Source organism: Pediococcus stilesii, assembly GCF_001437075.1.
Classification (GTDB): Bacteria; Bacillota; Bacilli; order Lactobacillales; family Lactobacillaceae; genus Pediococcus; species Pediococcus stilesii.
Genome location: NZ_JQBX01000014.1, coordinates 1 through 24400, shown reverse-complemented (window position 1 = coordinate 24400; position 24400 = coordinate 1). Strand labels below are relative to the sequence as shown.

Genomic DNA, 24400 nt, shown 5'->3' with positions numbered 1-24400 from the left:
ATGACGAATTCGTCATCCTTTTTGTGTACCAATTTTTAAAAACAATTACGTAGGTTAGGCTTGATCTCTCACTGTAAAGCGAGCATGTAGACTTTTGGGGCCTTCAAGTTCGTCAATGATGGCGGCAGCCATATTTCCCGTGCTGATTTCTGAATTGCCTGACTCATCAACCAATAGGTCATCTTTTCCACGAACATAGCCGGTTTTCGGTCCGGTCGGGAAGGCCATGGATGGTGAAACTGCGATCCAGTTTACGTCAGGCGTCATCTGAAGAAAGACGCATTCAAAATATTGATATTGCGCGCCGTCAAACCAAGGCTGTTGAGCAGTTTCTTCGTCAAAAGTTTCATACATCAATTGACCGTTTACTTTTAAACTGGAACTGCCGACAATAAATAAAGCCAACGTTTTAGTTCCTCTTAGTAGATGTACAATGTGAGCAGCCATATCAAGATGCTCAAACCCTTGCCCAGATCCCCAAGGAACGGATAGCGCATCGACAACTGCGTCAAAAGGTGCTAAATCTTCCCGGGTTAATGCATAAGTATCTTTGACTAATAGTTTTGCGTCAGTCCCAAGACGGTGTTGGGCACGCTCTTTGTTGCGAACGATTGCGGTTACATCGTGCCCGCGTTCAACTGCTTCATTATAAATATAAGTTCCGGCACGTCCAGCGCCACCGATAATTCCAATCTTCATAATGTTCACCCCTTAATCTATTTAACATGCTCATTATATCTATTAAGGGATGTAAAACCAATTAAGTTGTTTATGAGAGTTAATTCTCCATCGTTTCTTTTCCGAGGACGCCGATTGCTATCACAGCAATCATAATTGAAATAAAGAAAATGATAAAAACGACTGAAAGCGCGATGCCATGTTCAGTTAGATATCCGACAAGCAATGGTCCAACGATTCCGCCGATTCGTCCAATTCCAGCGGCCATCCCAGAACCAGTTCCACGAATTTCTTCAGGATACTGTTCGGGTGAGTAGGCGTATAAGGCGCCCCATGCGCCAAGATTAAAGAACGATAGCAAAATTCCGGCTGTCATCAACATTGCTAGGCCAGTAGCGTAACCAAACGCGATAGCACTGACTGCGGTTCCGGTTAAAAAGACCATTAACGTTAATTTCCGGCCCCATTTTTCAATTAACCAAGCCGCGGTAAAATACCCAGGAAGCTGAGCGATTGTCATAATTAAAACGTAGCCAAAACTATGAACGATGCTGTAACCCTTCATTACCATTACACTTGGCAACCACAAAAACATTCCATAGTATGAAAAAACAACCATAAACCAGACAATCCATAACATCAAAGTAGCCTTAGAATAGTTTTGATTCCAGATGCTTTGAAGGCGTTTGGAAAAACTAATCTTGGGTTTTGAACTTCGAATTTGGTGGTCTTCTTCTCGAATACTAAATCGTAGTACCAAGGCGTAGACGGCCGTTAAGGAAGTAATAAATACTGCAATTCGCCAGCCAAGTTCTGGAATTACAAAATAAGAAATTAATGCGGAAATTAGCCATCCACCGGCCCAAAAACTTTCTAGTAGCACAACGGCCCGACCCCGAGTTTTAGCGGGAGCGTTTTCTGAAATCAGGGTCGAAGCGACTGGAAGTTCGCCACCAAGTCCACAACCAACGATAAAACGAATAAGTGCAAAAGCCGCATAGGTTGTAGTTAACGCAGAGATTCCGTTAAAAATTGAAAAAATTAATAAACTAATAATTAGAATACTTTTCCGGTTAAAGCGATCGGCTAAAGCACCAAATACAATCGCTCCAACCGCCATTCCGAGAGAACTAATGCTCCCAATCCAACCCACCTGTGATTCAGTGAGATGCCACTCCTTTGCCAAAGCCGCAATAATAAAAGATAACATTCCAACATCCATCGCATCAAATAACCATGCGAAACCGGAAGCTACTAGTAACTTTCGATGATTTGTAACCTCATTCAACATAATTCACCCTTCTCCTTCTGTTTTAGTGTCTTGACACTATTAAAACATTTATAAGATTACAACATAAATATTAATATAACAACCTATATTTTAAATTAATGTCTTGACATATATTGGAAGATAATTTCTGTTAGAATATGATTAAGAGGTAAATTGCCATGACGAAAAAAAATCGAAAAATGTTAATTAAAGAGCAACTAATGGGTGCTAAAGATCCAATCAAGGCATCTGATTTTGCCGAGCAGTTTGATGTAAGCCGACAAACCATTGTTGGTGATATCGCATTATTACGGGCGCAAGGTGAACAAATCATTTCAACTTCGCGGGGCTACGAGTACGAACAGGTGCGTGACTTTGAAGAGATCGTCGTATGTCGCCATTTTCCTGATCAAGCCGAACAGGAAATGAATTTGATTGTGGCAGAAGGGGTTAGCATCAAAGATGTAACGATTGATCATCCCTTATATGGACAGTTATCTGGACAAATGCGGATCAACAATCGTCACGATGTTCGGCAGTTTATTCAGCATATGCGGGAGAGTAAAGGCCACCTGTTATCGGAGTTGACTGGAGGAATTCACAGCCATACGTTATCGGCCGACAGTCAAGCAGAGCTGAAACGAGCAAAAAAGCAACTTGAAATTTCTGGAATTTTATATCATGAAGTCTAAGTAAGAGACATTTGAGGGTGAGCGTAGTATATTATTCGCAAAGCGTTGGGTATTTTAGGAGGAATTCGATGTTAAGAATTTTAATAATTGTACTAATTATCTATGCGATCGTTCAAATTCCGTTTATCATTAAAGCCTATTTAGGGCGTCGTAAATATCAACAAAAAATTAAAGATGGCGAGCGTCGCAATCGAGAAATTATGAAGGATCATGAGAAAAAAGACGATCAAAAATAATTCCATCATTTGGATACAGGATGGTAGGACACTTACCACAGTAAAAATTTTAAAAATAAGGGGCAACGATAAAATCTGAGTTTTATCGTTGCCCCTTATTTAATGTTTTAATCTGCTTCTTCAATTTTTTCCATAATAAAATGTGCGGATTGTCGGAGCTTGTAAAGTTCTTCATCAGTGAGTTTCAACTGAAGCTGTTCGACAATTCCATCCCGTCCAACAACTGCCGGGTAGGAAAGGTAAGTACCATATTCTTCACGGAAATTAGAAACGGGAAGCACTTCGCGAGCGTCATTTAGGATTACGCTGGCTAAGCGAACGCCGGCTGCTGCAACTCCATAGTTAGTGTAGTGTTTACCAACGATTACGTAGCGACCGCCCATGCGAGCATCCTCGTTAATTTGATCAAGATCTAGTCCACGTTGCTGAGCCAATTCTTGAATTGGTTGATCTAAGACACGAACTGTCGACCATGCTGTAAACTGGGAGTTACCGTGTTCACCCAAATTGTAGCCAGTAACAGAACGTGGATCAATGTTGAGACCCTTACCAACCGCTCGTTGCATTCGAGCAGAATCCAATAAGGTTCCCGTACCAATGACGTGTTCCTTAGGAAGTCCCGTAATTTGTTGATAGAGTGATGTGATCACGTCAACGGGATTGGTAATGGCGATCAAGATCCCGTTGAAACCAGATTCTTTAATTTTTTGAGCAACTTTTTTAACTTCAGTGCGGTTATGTGGAAGTTCGGCGAACCGATCGTTGTTAGGATTATCCGATAATTTGATTTTTCCCAAGGCCGAAATGATGATATCAGCATCTTTCAGCTCCGCATAATCATTAACGACGATATTTGTGTGGCTAGTTAAATTGGGCATCGCGTCTTCGAAATCGAGCGCGTCAGCTCCAACCTTTGATTTATTTTTATCAATTAATACTAGATCATCGGCGTAACCATTAGTGATAATTTGTTGTGCAACGGCTTGCCCGACGTGTCCCATTCCGATAATTCCAAGTTTTCTTGTCATAATTTAGTCACCTCATCTGTTATTGTATAGAATACTATCAAAAAAGCAATGGAAGCGTTAACTTATTTATCTAATTTATCCAGTGCTTTCTTTGGAACGTTTTGTTTATCAACTTTTTCCCATGAAATTACTCGCTTTCGATGGGCATTATAGCCAATCTTTAAATAGGCGTTACGTTTTAAGGGGCGCGCTTCAACACTGTTAAATTCCGTCACAATTTTTTGCCCATCTTTATTGTAAATTGCTTGATTATAGCTGTAATGAACATATTTATTGCCGTTGTCATCGGTATCGACATTCTTGGTACCATTGGTGACAATCTGAGTGTAGTAGCTTTCCGTCCCGTAATTGGCATTGTACCAGTAGTACGCACCACCAAAGGTGACTAGCAGTAAAACCGTCACAATTCCGCTTATAATAATTCCCTTTTTCATAAACTTTCTCCTAACTTACGAACATTAGTAATGAACCAAATCCGATCCAACCAACTAAAATTAATCCAGTAAACCATTTATAAATAACTAACAACGCGATGAATTCCCTTATCAATGCACTGGGAAGAAAGTAAAAGGAAGTCGGAGAACCAACTCCATTTGCATTTAATCCAGCTTTGCGAGCGTAGATGGCACCACGTAGGACGTGATAGTTATTAGTTGAAAAAATCACCCGTGGAGGAGTTTCTTTTTTCCAATCTTGTTCGATTTTTTGCTTTGAAAAGCGCATGTTTTCAAATGTTGTGGTAGATCGATCTTCTTTGATGATTTTTTGATTGGGGACCTTTTGCGTGCCGAGGTATTTTGCCATGGCGAATGCTTCAGATACCGGTTCATCAGGCCCTTGACCACCACTTACCACCATTTTAACAAGTTCTTTTTGCTTATGGTAATACTCTAGTGCCTTATCTAAGCGGGCCTTTAGAAGAGGGGAAACTTTTTCGGATCGAACTCCGGCACCTAACGTAATAATATAATCGATATTTCCCTTAACTGGAATCATTTGGTAGATAAAGGAATAGAATAAGTAGCAAACAAAAATAAAAGTGAAAGTAACATCAATTCCTAAAACTGTCAGTAGGACACCGGTTAAAATACCCAATTGAGCCCGTAGGAAAAGTAGCGCAAATCCGGATAACAACATGAATAAAAAATTAAGTCCAAATATTAAGGATAATTTGGCGGTTAAACTTTTACCTTCACGAGTTTGCATAATATAGGTATTGACGATTAAACTAAATCCCGCAAAGGCTGGTATTCCTACCATTCCGAGTAGTATAAAGACTAAAAAGCTTAATTTGCCAATGTTTGAACTATTAGCCAGCATTGACGCCCCAATCAGAACCGATAGTAAAATCAAGTTGATGACACTGGCGGCAAAAATGATGCCCGCGATGAAGTTGCGGCGGTCGCGCCATAAAAGTAGCCCAGAAATGAAAATAATGATTAAAATAAAAGCAAAAATCCCCATTTAAAAACAATCCCCCCATAGTTATTTATTATGGTAAATTTTATCACAGTTTAAGGTCTATTTTAGATATTTAATGTCAAAGTATAGGCTCAAAAGAGGAAGAAGAAACAATTTTAATATATAATGGTTTTTGGTTAAGGGGATAAACGATTTGTGAAATAGAGGTGAAAAGAATGAAGGTAGTTGTTGCATCAGATTCATTCAAAGGAAGTATGAGTAGTTTTGAAGTCGGTCAGGCGGTGAAAAAAGGAATTTTGCAGTTTGACCCTGACGTAGACGTGGATATTGCGGGAATTGCTGATGGCGGTGACGGTAGTATGGACGTGATCAGACACGCCGGATTAGATGCGGAGGAAATTAAATTTAAGACGACCGATTTAATGGGCTGGCCACTAGATTCTGTCTATTTGATGACCAAATATAAAAAAGCACCGATGGCGATTATTGAGACCGCCAACACGGTTGGAATCAATTTGATATATAAGCCAACGTCAACAACGTTTGAAGAGGCGACCAGTTTTGGCGTTGGAACACAAATCAGAGACGCGATCAAAAAAGGTGCCAAGCGCGTAATTGTGTTGACCGGTGGAACTGGTGTTAGCGATGGTGGCCTTGGGATGCTTCAGGCTCTGGGAGTTAACTTTTTTGATCAAAATAATCACATCCTAGGACGCGACCAAAATTTGTTGAATACTGATTTTCAACGGATTGATAGCCTTGGGGATGTGGTTAGTCAATTCAGCCACATCGACATAATGATCGCAACGGACGTTGATAACCACTATGCGGGTATTAATGGCGCACAGGGAGTCTTTAGGCCACAAAAGGGTGGTACACCAGAGCAAATTAAAAAGTTTGACCAAAAAATGCAGTATTTCCAAGAGATTGTGGACAATGAATTGGATTTTAATTTATCAGTCGTGGACGGCGCTGGTGCTGCGGGAGGAATTGGCGGAGCACTGGCGGTGATTGGTGGACGAGTTGTTTCAGGTTTTGATGTAATTGCGCGACTAATCAATCTTCGTCAGCGAATGGAAAGTGCTGACCTCGTGATTACCGGTGAGGGTCGACTGGATTTTCAATCACACCACGGGAAAGCTCCCTATCGAGTGGCAGAGGTCGCACGTGAAATGGACATTCCCGTTTTCGCGATTGGCGGTCAAATTGATGCAAGCCTACATCACTTTGAAAAAATGGACGTGCCATTCTTTTCAATTCAACGGGGGCCAATTTCAAGAAAACAAGCAATGAATCCGAAAACAGCGCTTGGAAACATTACCTGCCTAATCCGCAATTTAATGCGTTTGTGGAAAATGTAGCTACGTTAAAGTTACGCCTAACGGATTGCATATTTATCAAATAATAAAGCCAAGTAACCTAAAAAAATTAGATTACTTGGCTTTTATAGTGATGCTTGTTGATAAGCTTAATTTAAATAGTAGGTGTTACGATACATCATCGGTTTGGATGGTGAAATGATAATGTTACCAAATCCAGAATGGTGGATAGCGTCGGGTAACATTTGGGCTTCAATCGCTAAACCAAGGTTTTCTTTCATAGTATTTCCACCGGCGATTTTAAATTCTTCTGTGGGTTTATTTGTGGAAAATAGAACAAGTGCATTGCCAGAAGTTTGAACACGAACGCGGCGTCCAGACTCTGGATCTTCAAGAACTAGTTGGGGATGTTCAATACTTGGATCGATCTTAAAGGCGGTGTCTAACCCATTATCGAGCTGATTAAGTGCAACATCTAATGTAGTTTTTTGATGGAAATCATAGGGTGTCTCGTCAACATTTAATAGATTACCGGTTGGGAGCTTTTGATCGTCGACTTCAGCGATTGTATCGCTTTCAATTTGAAGAAGATGATTGTTAACTGTGCGCTTAGCGTCGCCACTAAGGTTGAAATACATATGACTGGTTGGATTAAACAAAGTTTGTTTAGAAGTGTGACCAATATAGGTGATTGAAAATTCATTTTGATTATTTAGCCGAAAAATAGCGTCAATGGTTAAATCTCCGGGGAACCCATTTTCTCCGTCAATACTAAATCTTTTAAGTACAAGTCCGACTTCTTCTTTTCGAATAAACTTGCTGATTTTTTTCCAATTAACGTAACTTAGAGCGGGTTTTGATCCACCATGTAAGGTGTTGGAACCCTCATTTTGATTGAGTTGGTAATCCCGCCATTTTCCATCCTTAATTCGACCGGCAACTCGGGCAACGGTTGCTCCGAAATAGTCGTGGTGTTTGGGATAATCTTCGGGATTATCAAAACCAAGAACAATGTTTTCCACATTACCATTCTTATCAGGCGTGTTAACGGCCACGACCGTAGCACCCAATGTACTAATTGTTACGGAAACATTGTTATCATTTGAAAGCGTGTACCAATTTACGTTTTGGAACTCTTCTTTGTTAATTTTCAAAATATAATCCCTCCTATGTCTTATTACATTTGATTTTATCATAATGTAACCGATTACAGTGGATTTAATCGAAATGTTTTTGTTTACTTTTAGTAAGAAGCGGTGTACAATATATTCACTAATAAAAAGTAAGAAAAGGGTGAGAAATATGGCAAAAAAATCGAAAATAGCAAAAGAACAGAAAATTGAACGGACCGTTGCAAAGTACGCTGAAATTAGGCGAGAGCTCAAAGCTGCAAAAGATTACGAAGGCTTGAGTAAACTTCCACGGAATGCGTCACCAACTAGAATTCATCATCGTGATGCATTGGACGGTCGCCCACACGCTTACATGCGTAAGTTTGATATGTCGCGTTTAAACTTCAGAAGATTGGCTCATGAAGGTCAAATTCCTGGGGTGAAAAAGGCGTCTTGGTAAAAAAGGACGTGAAAGAAATCGGGTAGAAGTTGAAGATTATCCTGGTCATAGCCAATATTTACGGGTTTGGGTGGATGGTGGTGATGGCGTAGATAACCGGAGGCTTCTGATTTCTGGAACTCGACTAAATCAGAATACGGAGAAAGATGGGCTGAGTTTGAGAAATAGCCTAGTCTGGCGCGATGACTTGTAAGGTAAGGCGTTGTGCTAGTCGCAGAACCAATCTTTCGGAATTCAACTAGTCATTGGACATGTTGAAGTTAGTAACTAATTCGAAACGCAACCAAAAGGAGAATCGCTCATGGCAGAAAAGACAGATCTAAGTACAGCACGTCGCATGTTAAAGAGCCCTAACATCAAAACTCGCAAAAGAGGTTTGAAAGCAATTAAGCAGGCGAAGCGTCTAGGAAAATAAAATAATTTTAAAAAACAGTCGAGAAGAGGTTATTTTCGACTGTTTTTTTGTTGTCTAGACGGTACTTTTATTAATCTCTCTTCCAAATAACTAAACGTAAAGTGGTACTATGGTATATGTATCTACGTTTACATCTACATATATAAGAGAGAAAGAAGTTTTTTTAGTGAAATTGAGAACCCTGCTTTATGTAATTATATCTACATTTTTGTTCAGTTCGATGGAGATTGCTTTGAAAATTGCAGGAGGAACTTTTAATCCTGTGCAGTTAAATTTTATCCGATTTTTATTGGGAGGATTGCTACTATTACCGTTTACGTTAAATAAATTGAAGAAGGATGGTCGTCGACTAAATTCGCGAGATATCAGGGCGTTTGCGCTTACCGGATTTTCGTGTGTTGTAGTCAGCATGACGTTATATCAATTGGCAATTCAGCTCTCGTTACCAGCTACGATTGCGATTGTGCTCAGCGCTAATCCGGCGTTTGGAATGTTAATTGGCCTAGTTTTATTAAAGGAAAAGATGTCACGAACGAACACAATTGCCGTTGTTCTAACGTTGGCGGGACTTTTAGTGATTATAAATCCGTTTAATTTAACCAACCCGGCTGGCATTACTTTGGGGCTGCTTTGTTCCGTAACTTTTGCAATCTATGGCATTTTGACTCGTTTAAGTTCAAATAAACTGGGCTTTGGCGGAATGACAATGACCTGCTTTTCGTTTATTGCAGGGGCAATTGAATTAGCAATTTTTATGGCAATGACGCATATTCCTGCGGTGAGTCGGGCATTTAGCGGGGTACAAGGCTTTAGTGATATCCCATTTTTCCAAGGAATTACAATGTCGAACATTTTGTTAATTGCTTACATTAGCTTTTTAGTTACTGGGGTTGGGTTTGGTTTATACTTTGTCGTGATGGAAGAAGCCGGGGTGCCAATTGCCTCGCTAATTTTCTTTGTTAAACCAGCGTTAGCACCCGTTTTATCATTATTGGTTTTGGGAGATCCAATCCATTCCAATACAATCGTTGGCATTATCATCATTCTAATTGGCTCGGTTGTAACTTTAACTGGCGAAAAGATTGCGTTGAGAATGAGTCGCCGAAGTTGAAATTTTTAATATTAATTAAGAAGGTTGAGAAATTCGGTTTCTTAACCTTCTTTTTAGATATGATAAAAGCGAATGTACTATAATACTAAGTAATATACGTGAAATATGAGGGATAAAAAATGATTTTTTTCATTAATGCACAGATGCCGGAAAAGAAATCCGGAATTGAACATGCACAAATTAAACGAATTAATCTCTTCAAAAAAATGAAGCAAGATGCGCGAATCATCCTGCGCGATTGGAATTCGGAAACGCATCGTTTGACGAAGCTAGTTGGAATTGAGGACGACGATTTTATCAGCATGTTTGATTACTACCAAGAGGCAATGCATGTTAAACGTCAAATTATTAAGCCAGCTGATCTTGATTTTGGAGTACCAGATTTAAAACTGGTTAGCGATTTAGACCACCGACGTTATTTGGCTGAGACGGCGGAGGGCCAATTAGTGGCGCGAATTAATATTGATTTAAATGATGATCGAGTGTTGTCAACCGAATTGTTTGATGGTTTTGGAAATTTGTATCGCGTGGATCAGTACGACTATCGTGGATTTGTTTCTCTAAGCCAGTGGTATACGCCCGATAACCAGATTGGGACCGAGGAATGGAAAACTCCGTCAGGTCGAACCGCAATTGAGGCCTTTAGCAGACAAAATATGCGGGGAGAAATGAAGCAATCGGGATGGAAATTAACCACGACTACGGGACAAGTTTATCAGTTTGACACTATTGAAGAACTGACTAAGCATTTTTTTGACGATTTAAATGACGAATTTTGGTCAGTTGAAGAACCTAACATTTTCATTTTAGATCGGGATCATCTCGGCGATTGGGCATTGTTGAATATGGAAAAACCGGCTTACCGGGTGATTCATTTACATAATTCACATGCATCGGATGCTCAAAATCCAATGAAATCAACGCTTAACCAACATTATGAGTACGCATTAAATTCGATGAATCGTTATGACGCGTTTATTAGTGCCACTAAAAAGCAAACCAAAGACGTCAAGGCGCGTTTGAAACCACAAATTAAAATGTTTACAATCCCGGTTGGAATTGTGCCAGATCAATTACTGAATGCGCCCAGAATTCCAGTTGAGGATCGCCAATTCGGTAAAATTGTGGCGTTTGCAAGAATTGCTTGGGAGAAGCATTTGGACGATTTAGTGCGAGCAGTTGCGATTGTTCATAAGACGGTGCCGGCAGTTTCTTTGGATTTATATGGTTATGCAGATGGTTCTAACAATTATGAAGCTAAACGATTAGTGGAACAGGTCATCAAAGAAGAGCATCTAGAAGACGTTGTGAAATTTAAGGGGTATACCACGGACGTTGATGCTGTTGAAAATAACGCGATGATGTTTGGGTTAACTTCTAGAATGGAGGGCTTTAATTTGGCCGTGATGGAAGGAATTGCCCATGGACTTATTTCGTTTTCATACGACGTGAATTATGGACCAAATGAAATTGTTGAAAATGATGTTAACGGAAACGTCGTCCCATACGGGGATTATGAAGCATTAGCTGGAGCAATGATTAAAGTGTTGCAGGATCCAAAGTTGGCACAAAAATATTCGACGGGAGCTTATGATTCCGCAGAGCGGTATTCGGATGCCAACGTATGGAAAGCTTGGAAAAGGTTATTGCGAGATGCAAAAGCTAGTTGGCCAGCTAAATTAGCCGCAATGCCTGAAAATCGAGAGGTGCATAAATAATGAAGTATTTTGTTAGTCGAAGTATTTATACATTTAATTCTGGTACGGAGCATTCACAGGCCAACCGCACGATAATGTTTAATGAACATAATGACGCAGCACGCTATATCACGCGTGACTACAATCGTTTATGGGTGCGGGATGCGGAACGGGTAAATCTTAGTTCAAACGAAGTTCTAAATATGTATGACTATTTTCAAGGAACCACCGAGGTCGCTGTCACTCAGAATCCAATTCGGGCGTTTTCGCAAATTGCGTTTAATGAATATCAGCTAGTTGACCACGGTCCGAATTATTCGACGATTGACCACGCAGGGCGTCAGTTAGCGCGAATTAACATTCTTCCGGGAACGGTTGGACTCGTTGGTGATGTTGAATATTACGACCGCTTTGATACGTTAACTAGTCGTGATAATTTTGATTGGCGAGGATTCAAATCTTCGGTAGATTATTTCCATCCGAACGGCGCGCTTGGCTCACGACGATTTTTGAATCAGGATGGCGACGTTGTTTTGGAAAATATATACATGAATATCGACGGACAACTTCAGCCAACAATGTGGAAACTAATTAACTATCAAGGTCGTGATTACCGCTTTGATACAGAAGATCAGTTATTTCTATTCTTTTTAAATGAAGTTATGAAAACGACTCAGGATAACGTGATTGTTTCGGATCATCGGGATACGGATTATGTTGTTGCAGATGTTCAAAATGTTCAATCGAAATGGGTCGCATTTCACGGATTGCATGCTGATAATCACGGAATGCCATTTGCCGCGTTTACGGTTGCGTTAGAAACCCGGGCAAATGATTTTGACGGAATTATTGTGCCAACAACTAAACAAAAGGATGCTATTTTACGTGATTTTAATCAGTTAAATGTTAAAGTAGGTTCCGATATCGCGATTAGCGAGAAGCATTTGGCTGAAGAAGAAGTTTGGTTGAGAGATCGAATCGAGGGACGAATTATTTTTAGTGGCCGTCTAGAAGCCGATAAGCGACCAATGGAGGCGCTTCAAGCGTTTTTAAAAGTGGCAAAATTGGTTCCAAAAGCGACATTTGAATTTCGAGGATACACTAATGATCAGCAGTTACTTAATGATATGAAACAAGTGGTGAACCAAAATAATATGCAAGAGCGCGTTATTTTTGGTGAATATTTAACGGATTCAGAAATGGAAGAGTTCTATAACAAAGCACAAGTTATCGTCAATACCTCGGTCGGTGAGGCGCAAGGAATGCACCTGATTGAAGCAATGGGACATGGAATTCCGGTGGTCGCATACGATACTAACTATGCGATCAATGGACTAGTTGAAAATGATGTTAACGGCTATGTCGTTACTAATGGCGATCAAGATCAAATGGCGCATCGGCTCCAACAGATTTTAGATAATAATGTACTGTGGTCGAAACTCAGTAAGGCTGCTTATCAAAAAGCACGGGAGTTTTCTTCAGAACAAATATATAAACAGTGGCGAAATATTTTTCAAAACTAACGTAAAAAACACCTCAAGATGTTGATCCGGCATCTTGAGGTGTTTTTAGTTGCTAGTGGTTCATATAGTTAATTTAAGTTGTTAATTAATTATTTGATTACTCGGAAACGTTCGTCATCGGCCATGAATTCTTTGTCGCCAGCTTCTTGTTCGATCGAACCGAATGGCATTTGAGATTTAAGAGTCCAGTTAGCAGGAATATCGAACTTATCTGCAATAAACTTGTCTGCAATTGGGTTGTAATGTTGCAATGAAGCACCAATTCCCTCAGCAGCTAATGTTGACCAAACATCCATGTTGGCAATTCCCATACCATGTTCACCGAACATATCAAAGGCATCTTTGTAAAGTGGGAAGTTTGTCTTCAAATCGGAAATGACGTTCTCATCCGTGTAGAATAATACGGTACCGACACCAGCTTTGAAAGCACCTTCAACCTTAGCTTTTGATGCTTGGAATGCTTCTTCATTAGGAACTTCGCCGTGAAGAATATCAAGGATACCATCCCAAAGTTCATCATGAGCCTTTCCAAAAAGAATTACGGCACGAACAGATTGACTGTTAAATGCTGTTGGTGATTGGCGAACGGCTTCTTCGATTAAGTTCGTAATTTCATCTTCGCTAAGTGAAACGTTTTTTCCAAGTGCATAAATTGAACGACGATTTTTAATGGCGTCTAAGAATGAGTTTGACATGAGTAAAGTTCTCCTTTAATGTATACTTACTTTTAATTAGTGACTTTAGTATATTAAAATTTTTAGCCCATTGCAAGTATTTTTTGTAAAATGTGTTTGACCGATTTTACATACACTGTGATAATGTTCTTAGTAGCCGAAATAGTGGAGGGATATTCTTGAAAAAAATTATTACATATTCGATCTCAATTTTAAGCGTTTTTTTGCTTGTTGCGTGCGGAAAAAGTTCAACTAAGACTAGCACAACGCAACACGAAAAAATCGAAAAAACTGCAACTAAATTAACTGTGCAGGTTAAAGATAAGAAAACGAACCAGCTGGGTAATGCACTGATTGATATTAAAACTGATCCAAAAGCGGAAGTTAAGGTGGTTAATGCCAAAACTAAGAAATCAACGACTTTGACGGCGGACTCAGAAGGACGTCTAGTTTATAACGTGCATCTGGATCAGAAGACTAAGTCACTTGATTTAGTAATTTCTGCAGTTGCCACTGGGCATGGTAGCAGTAGCACCGCAAAAGTGACGATTATAAATGCGTCGGATGCTTATCAAAAACAGCAGGATGCGGAGGCAGAGACTGAAAGCTCAACTGAGGACGACCAATCTGCTGTAGAATCGTCCGTCGATGAGCAAGAAAGTGTGACAGAAAGCTCAAGTTCGCAGGTAACTTCTGATAGTACTGGTTCTGGATCGGAAAGTGTTCCCGTCAACTCAGGTGCTAGCACTACTCCAAATTATGTGGCGCCATCAGGTGGCAATTACTATGCTGGAAGTCATGGTTCAACAACTAGTGGTGCTGGAAATACTTCTTCTTCATCATCAGTCACAACTAGTTCTAATAGTTCAACGAGTACTGATAATGATGCTGCTGGGCAAACTACTAGCGCCAATGCCCTTGATGAAAGTATCGCGGAATAATACTACTTTCTAAAATTTATGCATAAGTAATAATTAAACGAAAAAAGGACTGTCAACAGAGTCAGAACAGTACGATTTAAAAATAAAAGGAACTTGAGAAAATTTTCTCAAGTTCCTTTTATTTATCGTTTGAATTAGCGCCAAGAAGGCGATTACCGACAATTAGTTTTAAGTAGTTCAAAGATTAACGATTAGCTGTAACAACCATTGGTTAACCGTCAAATTCAACAAGATGGTTAACAGGACCAAATTTATGGCCAACTTCGATTGGGTTAGCAATGGCTGCCGTTACAAATTTTTTAGCGATTCGGATTGCAGTTGGAATATCGGTGCCCTTTGCAATTTCGGCAGTGATGCAAGATGAAAGAACGTCTCCGGTCCCATTTACGCGATCAGTTTCGATGTAAGGTTCGCTAAGCCAGAAACTTGAGCCGTCTTCCAACAAAATAAAGTCGCGAACCTCAGTTTGTTCACCGGGCTTGTGTGAGCCCTTGAGCATCACGTTTTTAGCACCCATTTCTTGAAGGATGTGGGCCGCACGAATCGTATCATCGTCGTTCTTAATATCAATTCCAGTCAGCTTAATCGCTTCGTAGAAGTTAGGAGTGATGACGGTCGCTAATGGAATTAGTTGTGCTTTAAGTGTTTCAAAAGCTTCTTCTTCTAAAAGCAATGCTCCATGCTTAGTAATAATAACTGGATCCAAAACTAGTGGACCAAAATCAAATTTTTTATAGTTTTTAACAACGGTTTCAATCATTGGAGAATCGGCAAGCATTCCAGTTTTACTTGCGCGGATCTTAAAATCTTCAGCTAAAGATTGGAATTCTTGATCAACAAAATCGGTTGGTAATGCGTGACTTGCTTGGATTCCATAGGAGTTTCCTGCTACGCAAGCAGTCATAACACACATTCCGTGAACATTTCGGCGTTGAAATGTGTTTAAATCAGCTTCCATTCCGGCACTCCCATCCGAATCAGAACCAGCAATTGTTAGAGCTTGTGGAAATTCGTTTGACATCAAAATCACTCCTCGTTAATTAATGATTAAAGGATACCACATTTAGATGGAATTAATTCAAAGGAATTGATTGTAAATTAATTGCTGCATTTTTGAAAATTAAATTTTGTAAACGATTAATAAGCATTTTGACCACGATATTTTCATTTTTAGTTTCCACTTTGATTAAAGTACTAAATTGATTCCAATGTTTAATTAGATCGGAGCTTGTTTGATATTCTAGTTTACTAAAAATACTAAAAATAACGTTAATCGATTTTTTTATATTTTCATCGGTAATTTTTTGAGGCAGCAGCATCTGAAATTGATGATAAGTAACCCTGTTTGCAGATATGCCAATGGTTCTTTCAAAGTTACCGTTCAAGTCACCCACCCATGAATATAAATTATGTTGCCAAATTCCCTGAGTAGAATTTTTGATCGATAGTTGGGGAAAGGGGTGTTCTCCGATTAATGCGAATATCGATAGGGGAGTTACCAGTTCAATGATTGGAATTTTAAAATCGTATTGACCATTTGGGAGCCCTGGACTATCAAACAAGATCGTTCTAATGACCCGTCGATTGATGGGTTTGATGTCTGTCGAAGCTAGGGCCGCCACTGCGGCACCCCGTGAAAATCCTGTACAAAAAATATCACGCTGATCGGCTTGAATTTCATTTCTTAAATAATCTTGAGCTTGTCGCGCAAGAAGATCGACCGAATTTGATGAGAAATGAAGGTCATTCTGCCAACTTAATAAAGTTCCGTTTGAACCTCGGAAAGCGATAATTTTAGATGATTTTGACAGTAAAAATGTCATTGCCGTGAATTGCTCTTGATCAGAGACAATGTTAGCGATGCTGACTTTAGCGTAGCGATTGCTATCAATAATCTGATTTAATAACTGTTGATCAGCAGGGAGAATAATGTAGGATTTTTGCTGTAGATAGACATTTAACATTCGGCATGCATCCACTAGAAGCGGGGTACTTGAAGGATCAATTAATAATATTTTTTCAAAAGGAAGTTCCACTAGTCGACTGAACAATGCAAGATCTTGCTCCAATGGTTCATTGGCAATCTCTTTTTTATACTCATTTAAAAAATTAATTAATTTTGTCATCGTGTGGTCACTGTCCTTCTATCTATTAAGGAAAAGGGTATCACGTTGCAAGTTTACGCGTCAAACTAACTTTGAATGATTAGAAAATACGTTTTAGTTTATGCAGATAGATGTTATACTGAAAACGGATACAATATTGGTGTATGCCAATTAAAATAAGAGGAGGATGTTACTGATGGGTAGACTAGGAATTTCAATTTATCCCGATCGCATGGGAATTGATGAGACGAAAGAATATATTAAATTAGCAAGCAAGTACGGATTTAAGCGAATCTTTACCTCGCTATTGCAAATTAAAGGAGATCAAGAGCAGGTCGTAAATCGGTTTAAAGATTTGATTGAATACGGTAAGTCTTTAGGCATGGATACAATGGTAGATATGAATCCACGTCTATTTGATCAACTCGGAGTTTCATATGATAACCTTAAATTTTTCCATGACATAGGTGCTTGGGCAATTCGTTTGGATGAAGGATTTACTGGAATGGAAGAAGCCCGAATGACCCATAACCCATATGGTTTGAAAGTTGAAGTTAATATGAGTCGCGGTACACACTACATCGATCAAATCATGGACTATTCACCAGATCGTTCGAATTTGATTGGATCACATAATTTTTATCCTCAACGTTATACGGGGTTAGGGATAGAGTACTTTAAAAAGACTTCTCAACAATATCGAAATCATAATTTGAATACAGCGGCCTTTGTTAACGCTCCTTCAGGAAGTGTTGGACCTTGGCCACTACAAGAAGGAATGGTTTCACTCGAGGAACATCGCGGACAATCTCTTTTCACTCAAATTATGCACATGAAGATGTTGGGCTTGATCGATGACATTTTAATTTCCAACGCTGGTGTATCTGAAGAAGATTTAAAGATTGCCTCAGAGGCGTTTAATATGACAATGCCAACGTTCCATGTTATTCCAACGACAACAATGAGCGACTTGGAACATAAAATTATTTTTAAAAGTCAGCACACTTATCGTGGTGACCATTCAGATTACGTTTTGCGAAGTACGATGACGCGCGTTTGGTATCGCGATGAAGACGTTCCCGCTAATAACACTGTGCCAATTAAAAAGGGTGATGTCTTGTTAATGAATAACGATTACGCTCAATATAAAGCCGAAACCCAAATTGCATTACAAGACTTAGATAATAACGGTCGAATTAATGTTGTTGGACATATTGCCCCTGAAGATGAAATGATTTTAGACAGCTTGCAACCTTGGAGCGATTTTAAGATGATTGAAAAATAATAAATAATACTATGAATCAGTTGTGAAAGGGATTCACCAGAGATTAGACTCCGGTGAATCTTTTTTTGTTGGCCTTTAGCGATGAATCGAAAGAAGCAGCTAACCGTGTCTTACGTAATTTTTGCTGCGCAAGTTATCAATCAGCCTAGGCTAATCCTCACCTCTTAACCGCTTTTTTGCGCATCCTGATAAAAAAACAAATTCCAAATTAATACCTTATGGTTTCAATTGGTTTAAATTTGTAGGTACATATGTTAACATGTACCTATGAAAGCGATTACAACGCTTCAGGTTAATGCTTGAGATGGTATATCAATTATTTCGTTGTTCTGATTGTAGTTGAAGGCGTTAATCAAATTTATAATTTTAGGGAGGTTTTTGTTATGAGTGACAACAATAAGACCAACTCATTTGCAGACAAGCTGATGCCGATTGCGGGAAAAGTTGCATCGTCTCGGCATCTGGTTGCCTTACGTGATGGTTTCGCTTTGGTTATGCCACTGATTATTATTGGATCTGTGTTCATGATTATTAGCCAATTCCCAATTCCGGCTTACTTAAATTTCATGACTAGTCTGTTTGGTACGGATTGGCAAAACACAGTTGGTTGGGCTACTAATGCAACGTTTAGTATTATTGGGATGGTAGCCGTAATTGGTATTTCATATGAATTAGCTAAATCATACGAAGGAATTGATGCTCTGTCAGCAAGTATGGTTTCATTGGGAGCATTTATGTTAACAATTCCATTAAATGTTGATAAGGCTGGTGCAACTTGGGTTCCACTATCACAACTTGGTTCACTAGGTCTTTTCGAAGCATTGTTAATCGGACTATTTGTAACCGATGCATTCGTTTGGATGATTCACAAAGACTGGCAGTTTAAAATGCCAGATACTGTGCCACCTGCCGTTGGACACGCATTCTCATCTCTGATTCCTGGTTTTATAATTATTTTAGGAATGTGGTTACTCCGTTTGGGTGTGGCATTTACATCATTTAAGACAATTCCAAATGTTATCACGGTAATCGTGGCTCAACCGTTGAATGCCGTTGGTGGATCAATCTTTGGTGCCCTTGTTGCTGAATTCTTCGTTGTATTCCTTTGGTTGTTTGGTATTCATGGTTCTAACATTGTTGGTGGGATTATGGCACCAATTTGGTTAGGTAAGATGACTGAAAATGCCGATGCAGTTAAGGCTCATAAGGCAGCTCCAAATATTGTTACACAACAATTCTTTGATAACTTCGTTCATTTTGGTGGTGCTGGTGAAACATTGTCACTTGCTTTGATGATGATGTTCTTAGCAAAATCAGAAAACCTATCTGCAATTGGTAAATTGGCCGGAGTTCCGGGACTGTTCAATATTAACGAACCGATTATCTTTGGATTCCCAATTGTTTTGAACCCGGTTATCGCAATTCCGTTCGTTCTGGTACCGTTGATTTCGGTTATTACAACGTACTATGCGATGAAGTTCGGATTAGTAGCTAAACCGCTTGGAGTGGCTGTTCCTTGGACAACGCCACCACTGATTTCTGGATATCTTGCAACTGGTAAGCTTTCAGGAGCGGTAATTCAACTGGTCAACCTTGCAATTGGTGGTTTAATTTACTACCCATTCTTTAAGATTGCTGACCGTGAAGCTCTTAAGCAAGAAGCTGCAAAACGTGCCGAAATGGCTAAAAACTAAAATATTTAAAAATGTGGCCGCTTGAGTGAAAACTTGACGACCATATTTTTATAAAAAATATTTTTTAAAGAAAATTTGAATTATAATTAGATTAATTGTGAGACGGAGGGTTTTAAGATGAGCAAACGAAAAAGAAAAAAGTTAACACCGGCAGAAAAATCGGTTCAAGCAAAAGAAGCGATTGCAACTTCTAGAAAACCCACATTGATGGTCAAAGATTTGCCAGAGTGGATGCAGGGAATTGCATTGAGCCGGTTTAAATGGATTCAATGGATTGCTTTTATTCCATTAGTAATTGCCTTTTTAGCATCGCCAATGCTTCAAAATCAGATTCCATCGGCATTGGGTGCTTCGGCAGGCGTGGTAAATAAAAATATACTATTTTTAGTTCCGTTTTGTTGTTTATTGGCCGCATATGGATGCTGGATATCAATTAAAACCCGCCGTCGAACTGATCAAGTGAGTGATGACGTCACCCGTTTTGCCGTAATGGAAATGGAAACATTCATCGGGGATGTTTTAGTGATTGCAATTTGTACCATCACAACAATATGGCAAGTGTTTGTAGCGTTTCACTAAAAAAAACAGGATGCGCAAAAAAGCGGTTAAGAGGTGAGGATTAGCCTAGGCGGGCCCAATATCCGGGTTGGGGATATTGGGCTGGCGTAGCTAACCGGAAGCTCTTGCTTTTTGAAGCTTAAGTAAACATAATGAACCATGTCAAAGCTTACTTTTGACATGGTTCAACGTGTTTTTTGGGTGCGTGTATGACCGACGTGATTTTTATATTTTGAAAAAATGAGTGATTACTTATGTATATTCATTTAACACGGCCTTTAACGTGACCCCTATAAATCGAAAAGTGTTTATGATTGCTCATTTTTTGTAAGCGTTTAAAATCGTACTTGGAGGTTGATAATTATGACAAAAAAGGTATTAATTTTAGGAGCGCATGGACAAATTGCACGCTTAGCTGAAAAAGAATTTTTGGCAAAAACAGATTTTAATTTAAAATTATATTTACGTAATTCGAGTCGAATTCGTACGGAAGATGCAACCCGTGAAGAAATAATTGATGGTGATGCGGCGAATGTTGATCAATTGGAGAAGGCGTTACAGGGTGTGGACGCCGTTTATGCAAATCTAGCGGGTAATAATATAAAGGAACAAGCATCAGCAGTAGTAAAAGCGATGGACAGCGTCGGAGTTAAGCGCCTTGTATGGATTTCAACGCTCGGAATTTATGATGAGGTACCTGGTAAGTTTGGTGAGTGGAATAATACAACGCTTGGAAATTATTTAACGCGTTACCGCTCGGCCGCTGATGTAATTGAGGATAGTGATCTAGACTATACTGTAGTTCGACCAGCTTGGTTAACTAATAAAGATGAGATTGATTTTGAAGTGACCCAAAAAGAAGAACCATTTAAAGGAACCGAAGTGTCAAGAAAAAGCATTGCACATGTGGTCGTTGAACTTATTCAAAATAATACGGAACTGAAGCGTTCAATTGGAGTCAATAAACCTGGCACGGACGGTGATAAGCCGGCCTGGTATTAAAAACATAGATAATAAATTGATTTAGAATAAAAGTTGTAGCAGATGAATTAGGCTACAACTTTTTTGGTTTACTTAAACAATCATGAAAAACAGGGCTCAAGCGCATACAAGCAATTTCCTGTATAATATCTTTTATATAAAGCGATTTCGCAAAAATAAAGGTGGTATCTCATATGACAATTGATTGGAAAGCTGAAGTTGATAGCCGTAAAGACGTAATGCTTGAGCGTTTGATAGAACTTTTAAAAATTGATAGCTCACGTGATACAGAACATGCAACAAAAGAGGCGCCGTTGGGACCTGGCCCCCAAAAGGCATTAGAAAAAATGCTTTCTTTTGCAAAGGAAGACGGATTTGAAACTAAAAATATAGAAAATGTTGCCGGCCATATTGAATATGGTGATGGCGATGAAATTTTAGGTATTTTAGGTCACATGGATGAAGTCCCTGCTGGTGAAGGCTGGGAGACGGATCCATTCGAACCAGTTATCAAGAATAACCGGATTTACGCTCGTGGTTCAAGTGACGATAAAGGGCCATCTATGGCAGCATACCTTGGTTTACAAATTGTAAAAGAGTTAGGATTGCCAGTTTCAAAGAAAATCCGTTTAATTTTTGGTACGGATGAAGAGAGTGAATGGTACGGCATGAACCGCTATCTTGAAGTTGAGCGGACGCCTGATTTTGGCTTTTCACCAGATGCTGAGTTTCCAATAATTAACGGCGAAAAGGGCATTGCTTCGTTCAAAATTGAATTACCAAAATCTGACGAAGATGGTAGCTTGATTCTTAAATCTTTTGTTAGTGGCATTAAGGAGAATATGATTCCTCGTGATGCAACAGCCGTTGTTATTGCTAATGATAATATCGATGTTGTTACACTCAAAAAGGCATATGACGACTTTTTAGTTGAGAATAATTTAACTGGTGAAATTTCGGTCAATGCCAATGAGCTTAAATTCTTTTTGATTGGTAAGTCAGCACATGCGCTCGAACCTAAGGCTGGATTGAATGCAGCCACATTCCTTGCAACTTTCTTGAAGGATCGAGTTGAGAGCGATTATTTGAAGATGATTGCTGACCAAATGCATTTGGATTCAAGGGGTCACAAACTAACGATTAATTCAGTTGATGCTAAGATGGGCGATTTAACGGTTACGCCAGATCTATTTAAGTATGAGATGGGTAAGCCAAGCTACGTTATTATCAATGTTCGCTATCCTCAATCAACTGATGCAGATACGATCATTCGTAAGACGGCTGAATCCTTGGCAGGCTTTAAAGCAAAGGTTATCATGCATGGACACGCGCAAGGACCACATTATGTGCCCGCTGATGATCCGTTGGTGAAAACTCTTCTATCTATTTATGAAGAACATACCGGCGAAAAGGGTCAAGAACAGGTTATCGGTGGCGGAACGTATGGCCGAATTTTGGAGAGAGGCGTTGCTTTTGGAGCACAATTCCCAGGACGCGAAAATGTGATGCATCAAGCAAATGAATACATGGAAATCGATGATATTGTTAATGCAGCTGTAATTTACGCGCACGCAATCTATGAATTAGCCAAATAAGGTTGACAGTCGATTCGATTATTCGTAAAATAACATCAATATCAAAGCTTTGAAGTAGCATAGTAGAATGCCGTGTTTAAGAAATCAGAAATCTGGTGGGGATGCAAACCAGACTTAGCGGTCGTTTGAATTACACTATGGAGCTTTCAGTAATGAACGGATCATCTCGTTATCGATGGTTGAGCGGAGTTTAATTACTCAATTCAAGGTGGTAACGCGGAAATTATTCGTCCCTGATCTTTTTAATAAGATTCAGGGGCGTTTTTATTTCTCAGATGGTTTATATTAAATTTGGAGGAATGACGATGAACATTATTGATGAACTATCATGGCGTGGGGCAATTAATCAACAAACCGACGAAGAAGGTTTGAAAAAGTTAACTGAAGAAAAGTCGATTGGTCTTTATGTTGGAATTGATCCAACGGGAGATAGTATGCATATTGGACACTTGATTCCATTTATGGTGTTGAAAAGATTCCAAGAAGCAGGGCATAAACCGGTCATTTTAATTGGTGGTGGAACAGGATCAATTGGTGATCCTTCTGGAAAGAAATCTGAGCGTGTTTTACAAACGATGGATCAGGTTCGTCATAATCAAGACGCACTTACCAAACAAATGGTTAAATTTTTTGGAACGGAAAATTTCCGGATTGCAAATAACTATGATTGGCTTTCACAGCTATCACTTTTAGACTTTTTACGTGACTATGGTAAATTATTTAACGTTAACACGATGCTGGCAAAAGATATTGTCGCAAGTCGTCTTGAAGTCGGAATTTCGTTTACCGAATTTACGTATCAAATTCTTCAATCAATTGATTTCCTTCATCTATATAAAAATGAAGATGTTCAACTTCAAGTTGGTGGTGGTGATCAATGGGGAAATATCACCGCCGGAACAGATTTGATTCATCGGATGGAGGGTCAAGAGGCTAAAGTTTACGGTCTAACTATTCCATTGTTACTAAAAGCCGATGGAACAAAATTTGGTAAATCCGAAGGCGGTAACATTTGGCTTGATGCTGAAAAGACAACTCCTTACGAATTTTATCAATTCTGGTTAAATCAAGATGACCGCGATGTAGTTAAATTCTTGAAGTACTTTACGTTCCTAAGCCACGAAGAAATCGACCGACTTGCAGAAACGGTGAAGACTGCACCTGAAAAGCGCGAAGCACAACGCCGCTTGGCAGAGGAAGTAACCGCATTTATTCATGGTAAAGAAGCGGTTGAGGAAGCACAACACATTTCAGCTGCATTATTTTCAGGTGAGGTGAAGGATTTAACCGCCAGTGAGATCGAACAAGGCTTTAAGAACATGCCAAGCGTTGATGTTGAAAACAAAAAGGAAAATATCGTCCTTTGGTTGGTTGACACAACCAAGATTGAAGCTTCACGTCGTCAAGCACGTGAGGATATACAAAATGGAGCTATTCGAATTAATGGTGAAAAGATAACGGACGTTGATGCCGAAGTTGATCCATCAAGTCACTTTGATGGTAAATTTGTGATTGTTCGTCGCGGTAAAAAGAAGTATTTCTTGGCTCGCGTTAAATAGTATGTAAAAAAGGTTACGACAAATGAGGTATACCCAAAAAGTTAA

The 24400-nt window shown here is 39.4% G+C and carries 24 protein-coding genes and 1 other annotated feature; of the genes, 15 read left to right on the top strand and 9 right to left on the bottom strand.

The window, feature by feature from the left end; translation table 11 throughout:
• Nucleotides 1-54 precede the first annotated feature (54 nt).
• Complete coding sequence (locus IV81_RS06895) at nt 55-699, bottom strand: NAD(P)H-binding protein (RefSeq protein WP_057803632.1); 645 nt, start codon at nt 697-699, stop codon at nt 55-57.
• Between the two features lie 79 nt (nt 700-778).
• Complete coding sequence (locus IV81_RS06890) at nt 779-1969, bottom strand: MFS transporter (protein ID WP_057803630.1); 1191 nt, start codon at nt 1967-1969, stop codon at nt 779-781.
• Between the two features lie 158 nt (nt 1970-2127).
• On the opposite strand from IV81_RS06890, the gene IV81_RS06885 reads away from it, so the two are divergent.
• A complete protein-coding gene (locus tag IV81_RS06885) occupies nt 2128-2640 on the top strand; it encodes a transcription repressor NadR (protein WP_057803628.1) in 513 nt (170 codons plus the stop codon).
• Nucleotides 2641-2708: 68 nt separating this feature from the next.
• Nucleotides 2709-2876 carry a hypothetical protein gene (locus IV81_RS09395; RefSeq protein ID WP_164488203.1) on the top strand — a complete coding sequence of 56 codons (168 nt, stop codon included), beginning with the start codon at nt 2709-2711 and terminating at the stop codon, nt 2874-2876.
• 107 nt (nt 2877-2983) lie between these two features.
• Here IV81_RS09395 and IV81_RS06880 read toward each other — a convergent pair whose 3' ends face one another.
• The 3 genes from IV81_RS06880 to IV81_RS06870 all read right to left on the bottom strand — a co-directional run bounded on the left by IV81_RS06880 (nt 2984) and on the right by IV81_RS06870 (nt 5368).
• Nucleotides 2984-3904, bottom strand: coding sequence for an L-lactate dehydrogenase (locus IV81_RS06880; RefSeq protein ID WP_057803626.1), 921 nt, complete (start codon nt 3902-3904; stop codon nt 2984-2986).
• Between the two features lie 62 nt (nt 3905-3966).
• Nucleotides 3967-4338 (bottom strand): YxeA family protein, encoded by a 372-nt coding sequence (locus IV81_RS06875; RefSeq protein ID WP_057803624.1) that lies wholly within the window; start codon nt 4336-4338, stop codon nt 3967-3969.
• Between the two features lie 10 nt (nt 4339-4348).
• On the bottom strand, nt 4349-5368 hold the full coding sequence (locus IV81_RS06870) for a YdcF family protein (RefSeq protein ID WP_057803622.1): 1020 nt from the start codon (nt 5366-5368) through the stop codon (nt 4349-4351).
• Between the two features lie 173 nt (nt 5369-5541).
• On the opposite strand from IV81_RS06870, the gene IV81_RS06865 reads away from it, so the two are divergent.
• The gene (locus IV81_RS06865) at nt 5542-6687 is read left to right on the top strand and encodes a glycerate kinase family protein (RefSeq protein WP_057803620.1); all 1146 of its coding nucleotides are present in this window, start codon (nt 5542-5544) and stop codon (nt 6685-6687) included.
• A gap of 107 nt (nt 6688-6794) precedes the next feature.
• Here IV81_RS06865 and IV81_RS06860 read toward each other — a convergent pair whose 3' ends face one another.
• The gene (locus tag IV81_RS06860) at nt 6795-7799 is read right to left on the bottom strand and encodes an aldose epimerase family protein (protein WP_057803618.1); all 1005 of its coding nucleotides are present in this window, start codon (nt 7797-7799) and stop codon (nt 6795-6797) included.
• Between the two features lie 148 nt (nt 7800-7947).
• Between IV81_RS06860 and rpsN the strand changes: the two genes are divergently transcribed.
• The 5 genes from rpsN to IV81_RS06840 all read left to right on the top strand — a co-directional run bounded on the left by rpsN (nt 7948) and on the right by IV81_RS06840 (nt 12963).
• Entirely contained in the window at nt 7948-8217 is a 270-nt protein-coding gene (gene rpsN, locus IV81_RS06855) for a 30S ribosomal protein S14 (protein WP_057803616.1), read from the top strand.
• 301 nt (nt 8218-8518) lie between these two features.
• Complete coding sequence (locus IV81_RS09300; RefSeq protein WP_138474701.1) at nt 8519-8632, top strand: putative metal homeostasis protein; 114 nt, start codon at nt 8519-8521, stop codon at nt 8630-8632.
• Between the two features lie 109 nt (nt 8633-8741).
• Nucleotides 8742-9743, top strand: a complete 1002-nt coding sequence (locus IV81_RS06850) for a DMT family transporter (protein ID WP_057803614.1) — start codon at nt 8742-8744, stop codon at nt 9741-9743.
• 119 nt (nt 9744-9862) lie between these two features.
• A complete protein-coding gene (locus IV81_RS06845; RefSeq protein ID WP_057803612.1) occupies nt 9863-11461 on the top strand; it encodes a glycosyltransferase family 4 protein in 1599 nt (532 codons plus the stop codon).
• Nucleotides 11461-12963: a glycosyltransferase gene (locus tag IV81_RS06840; RefSeq protein WP_057803610.1), complete on the top strand. Its 1503-nt coding sequence runs from the start codon at nt 11461-11463 to the stop codon at nt 12961-12963. The genes IV81_RS06845 and IV81_RS06840 overlap by 1 nt, the downstream gene beginning before the upstream one ends.
• A gap of 89 nt (nt 12964-13052) precedes the next feature.
• Here the strand turns inward: IV81_RS06840 and IV81_RS06835 are convergent, their stop codons facing one another.
• The gene (locus IV81_RS06835) at nt 13053-13658 is read right to left on the bottom strand and encodes a nitroreductase family protein (protein ID WP_057803608.1); all 606 of its coding nucleotides are present in this window, start codon (nt 13656-13658) and stop codon (nt 13053-13055) included.
• A gap of 158 nt (nt 13659-13816) precedes the next feature.
• Between IV81_RS06835 and IV81_RS06830 the strand changes: the two genes are divergently transcribed.
• Nucleotides 13817-14578 (top strand): hypothetical protein, encoded by a 762-nt coding sequence (locus IV81_RS06830; RefSeq protein ID WP_057803606.1) that lies wholly within the window; start codon nt 13817-13819, stop codon nt 14576-14578.
• A gap of 211 nt (nt 14579-14789) precedes the next feature.
• Here the strand turns inward: IV81_RS06830 and thiD are convergent, their stop codons facing one another.
• The gene (gene thiD / locus IV81_RS06825; RefSeq protein WP_057803605.1) at nt 14790-15599 is read right to left on the bottom strand and encodes a bifunctional hydroxymethylpyrimidine kinase/phosphomethylpyrimidine kinase; all 810 of its coding nucleotides are present in this window, start codon (nt 15597-15599) and stop codon (nt 14790-14792) included.
• 52 nt (nt 15600-15651) lie between these two features.
• The gene (locus tag IV81_RS06820; RefSeq protein WP_057803603.1) at nt 15652-16704 is read right to left on the bottom strand and encodes an Mbeg1-like protein; all 1053 of its coding nucleotides are present in this window, start codon (nt 16702-16704) and stop codon (nt 15652-15654) included.
• A gap of 175 nt (nt 16705-16879) precedes the next feature.
• On the opposite strand from IV81_RS06820, the gene IV81_RS06815 reads away from it, so the two are divergent.
• From IV81_RS06815 to tyrS, 6 genes are all read left to right on the top strand, one after another.
• Entirely contained in the window at nt 16880-17968 is a 1089-nt protein-coding gene (locus IV81_RS06815; RefSeq protein WP_057803601.1) for a DUF871 domain-containing protein, read from the top strand.
• A gap of 383 nt (nt 17969-18351) precedes the next feature.
• Nucleotides 18352-19662 (top strand): PTS cellobiose transporter subunit IIC, encoded by a 1311-nt coding sequence (gene celB, locus IV81_RS06810; RefSeq protein ID WP_057803599.1) that lies wholly within the window; start codon nt 18352-18354, stop codon nt 19660-19662.
• Nucleotides 19663-19779: 117 nt separating this feature from the next.
• Entirely contained in the window at nt 19780-20241 is a 462-nt protein-coding gene (locus IV81_RS06805; RefSeq protein WP_057803597.1) for a hypothetical protein, read from the top strand.
• 342 nt (nt 20242-20583) lie between these two features.
• A complete protein-coding gene (locus IV81_RS06800) occupies nt 20584-21222 on the top strand; it encodes an SDR family oxidoreductase (protein WP_057803595.1) in 639 nt (212 codons plus the stop codon).
• 173 nt (nt 21223-21395) lie between these two features.
• Nucleotides 21396-22796 (top strand): dipeptidase PepV, encoded by a 1401-nt coding sequence (gene pepV, locus IV81_RS06795; protein ID WP_057803593.1) that lies wholly within the window; start codon nt 21396-21398, stop codon nt 22794-22796.
• A 40-nt stretch (nt 22797-22836) separates the two neighbouring features.
• Nucleotides 22837-23034, top strand: a binding site (T-box leader).
• 67 nt (nt 23035-23101) lie between these two features.
• Nucleotides 23102-24355, top strand: a complete 1254-nt coding sequence (tyrS, locus tag IV81_RS06790) for a tyrosine--tRNA ligase (protein WP_057803592.1) — start codon at nt 23102-23104, stop codon at nt 24353-24355.
• Nucleotides 24356-24400: the final 45 nt, after the last annotated feature.

Coding starts and splice junctions, on each gene's coding strand:
- IV81_RS06850 (WP_057803614.1), top strand. CDS start 8,742: ATGGTATATGTATCTACGTTTACATCTACATATATAAGAGAGAAAGAA.
- IV81_RS09300 (WP_138474701.1), top strand. CDS start 8,519: ATGGCAGAAAAGACAGATCTAAGTACAGCACGTCGCATGTTAAAGAGC.
- IV81_RS06870 (WP_057803622.1), bottom strand. CDS start 5,368: ATGGGGATTTTTGCTTTTATTTTAATCATTATTTTCATTTCTGGGCTA.
- IV81_RS06865 (WP_057803620.1), top strand. CDS start 5,542: ATGAAGGTAGTTGTTGCATCAGATTCATTCAAAGGAAGTATGAGTAGT.
- IV81_RS06840 (WP_057803610.1), top strand. CDS start 11,461: ATGAAGTATTTTGTTAGTCGAAGTATTTATACATTTAATTCTGGTACG.
- IV81_RS06890 (WP_057803630.1), bottom strand. CDS start 1,969: ATGTTGAATGAGGTTACAAATCATCGAAAGTTACTAGTAGCTTCCGGT.
- IV81_RS06895 (WP_057803632.1), bottom strand. CDS start 699: ATGAAGATTGGAATTATCGGTGGCGCTGGACGTGCCGGAACTTATATT.
- IV81_RS06835 (WP_057803608.1), bottom strand. CDS start 13,658: ATGTCAAACTCATTCTTAGACGCCATTAAAAATCGTCGTTCAATTTAT.
- rpsN (WP_057803616.1), top strand. CDS start 7,948: ATGGCAAAAAAATCGAAAATAGCAAAAGAACAGAAAATTGAACGGACC.
- IV81_RS06805 (WP_057803597.1), top strand. CDS start 19,780: ATGAGCAAACGAAAAAGAAAAAAGTTAACACCGGCAGAAAAATCGGTT.
- IV81_RS06820 (WP_057803603.1), bottom strand. CDS start 16,704: ATGACAAAATTAATTAATTTTTTAAATGAGTATAAAAAAGAGATTGCC.
- IV81_RS06875 (WP_057803624.1), bottom strand. CDS start 4,338: ATGAAAAAGGGAATTATTATAAGCGGAATTGTGACGGTTTTACTGCTA.
- tyrS (WP_057803592.1), top strand. CDS start 23,102: ATGAACATTATTGATGAACTATCATGGCGTGGGGCAATTAATCAACAA.
- IV81_RS06885 (WP_057803628.1), top strand. CDS start 2,128: ATGACGAAAAAAAATCGAAAAATGTTAATTAAAGAGCAACTAATGGGT.
- celB (WP_057803599.1), top strand. CDS start 18,352: ATGAGTGACAACAATAAGACCAACTCATTTGCAGACAAGCTGATGCCG.
- pepV (WP_057803593.1), top strand. CDS start 21,396: ATGACAATTGATTGGAAAGCTGAAGTTGATAGCCGTAAAGACGTAATG.
- IV81_RS06845 (WP_057803612.1), top strand. CDS start 9,863: ATGATTTTTTTCATTAATGCACAGATGCCGGAAAAGAAATCCGGAATT.
- IV81_RS06880 (WP_057803626.1), bottom strand. CDS start 3,904: ATGACAAGAAAACTTGGAATTATCGGAATGGGACACGTCGGGCAAGCC.
- IV81_RS06800 (WP_057803595.1), top strand. CDS start 20,584: ATGACAAAAAAGGTATTAATTTTAGGAGCGCATGGACAAATTGCACGC.
- thiD (WP_057803605.1), bottom strand. CDS start 15,599: ATGTCAAACGAATTTCCACAAGCTCTAACAATTGCTGGTTCTGATTCG.
- IV81_RS06815 (WP_057803601.1), top strand. CDS start 16,880: ATGGGTAGACTAGGAATTTCAATTTATCCCGATCGCATGGGAATTGAT.
- IV81_RS09395 (WP_164488203.1), top strand. CDS start 2,709: ATGTTAAGAATTTTAATAATTGTACTAATTATCTATGCGATCGTTCAA.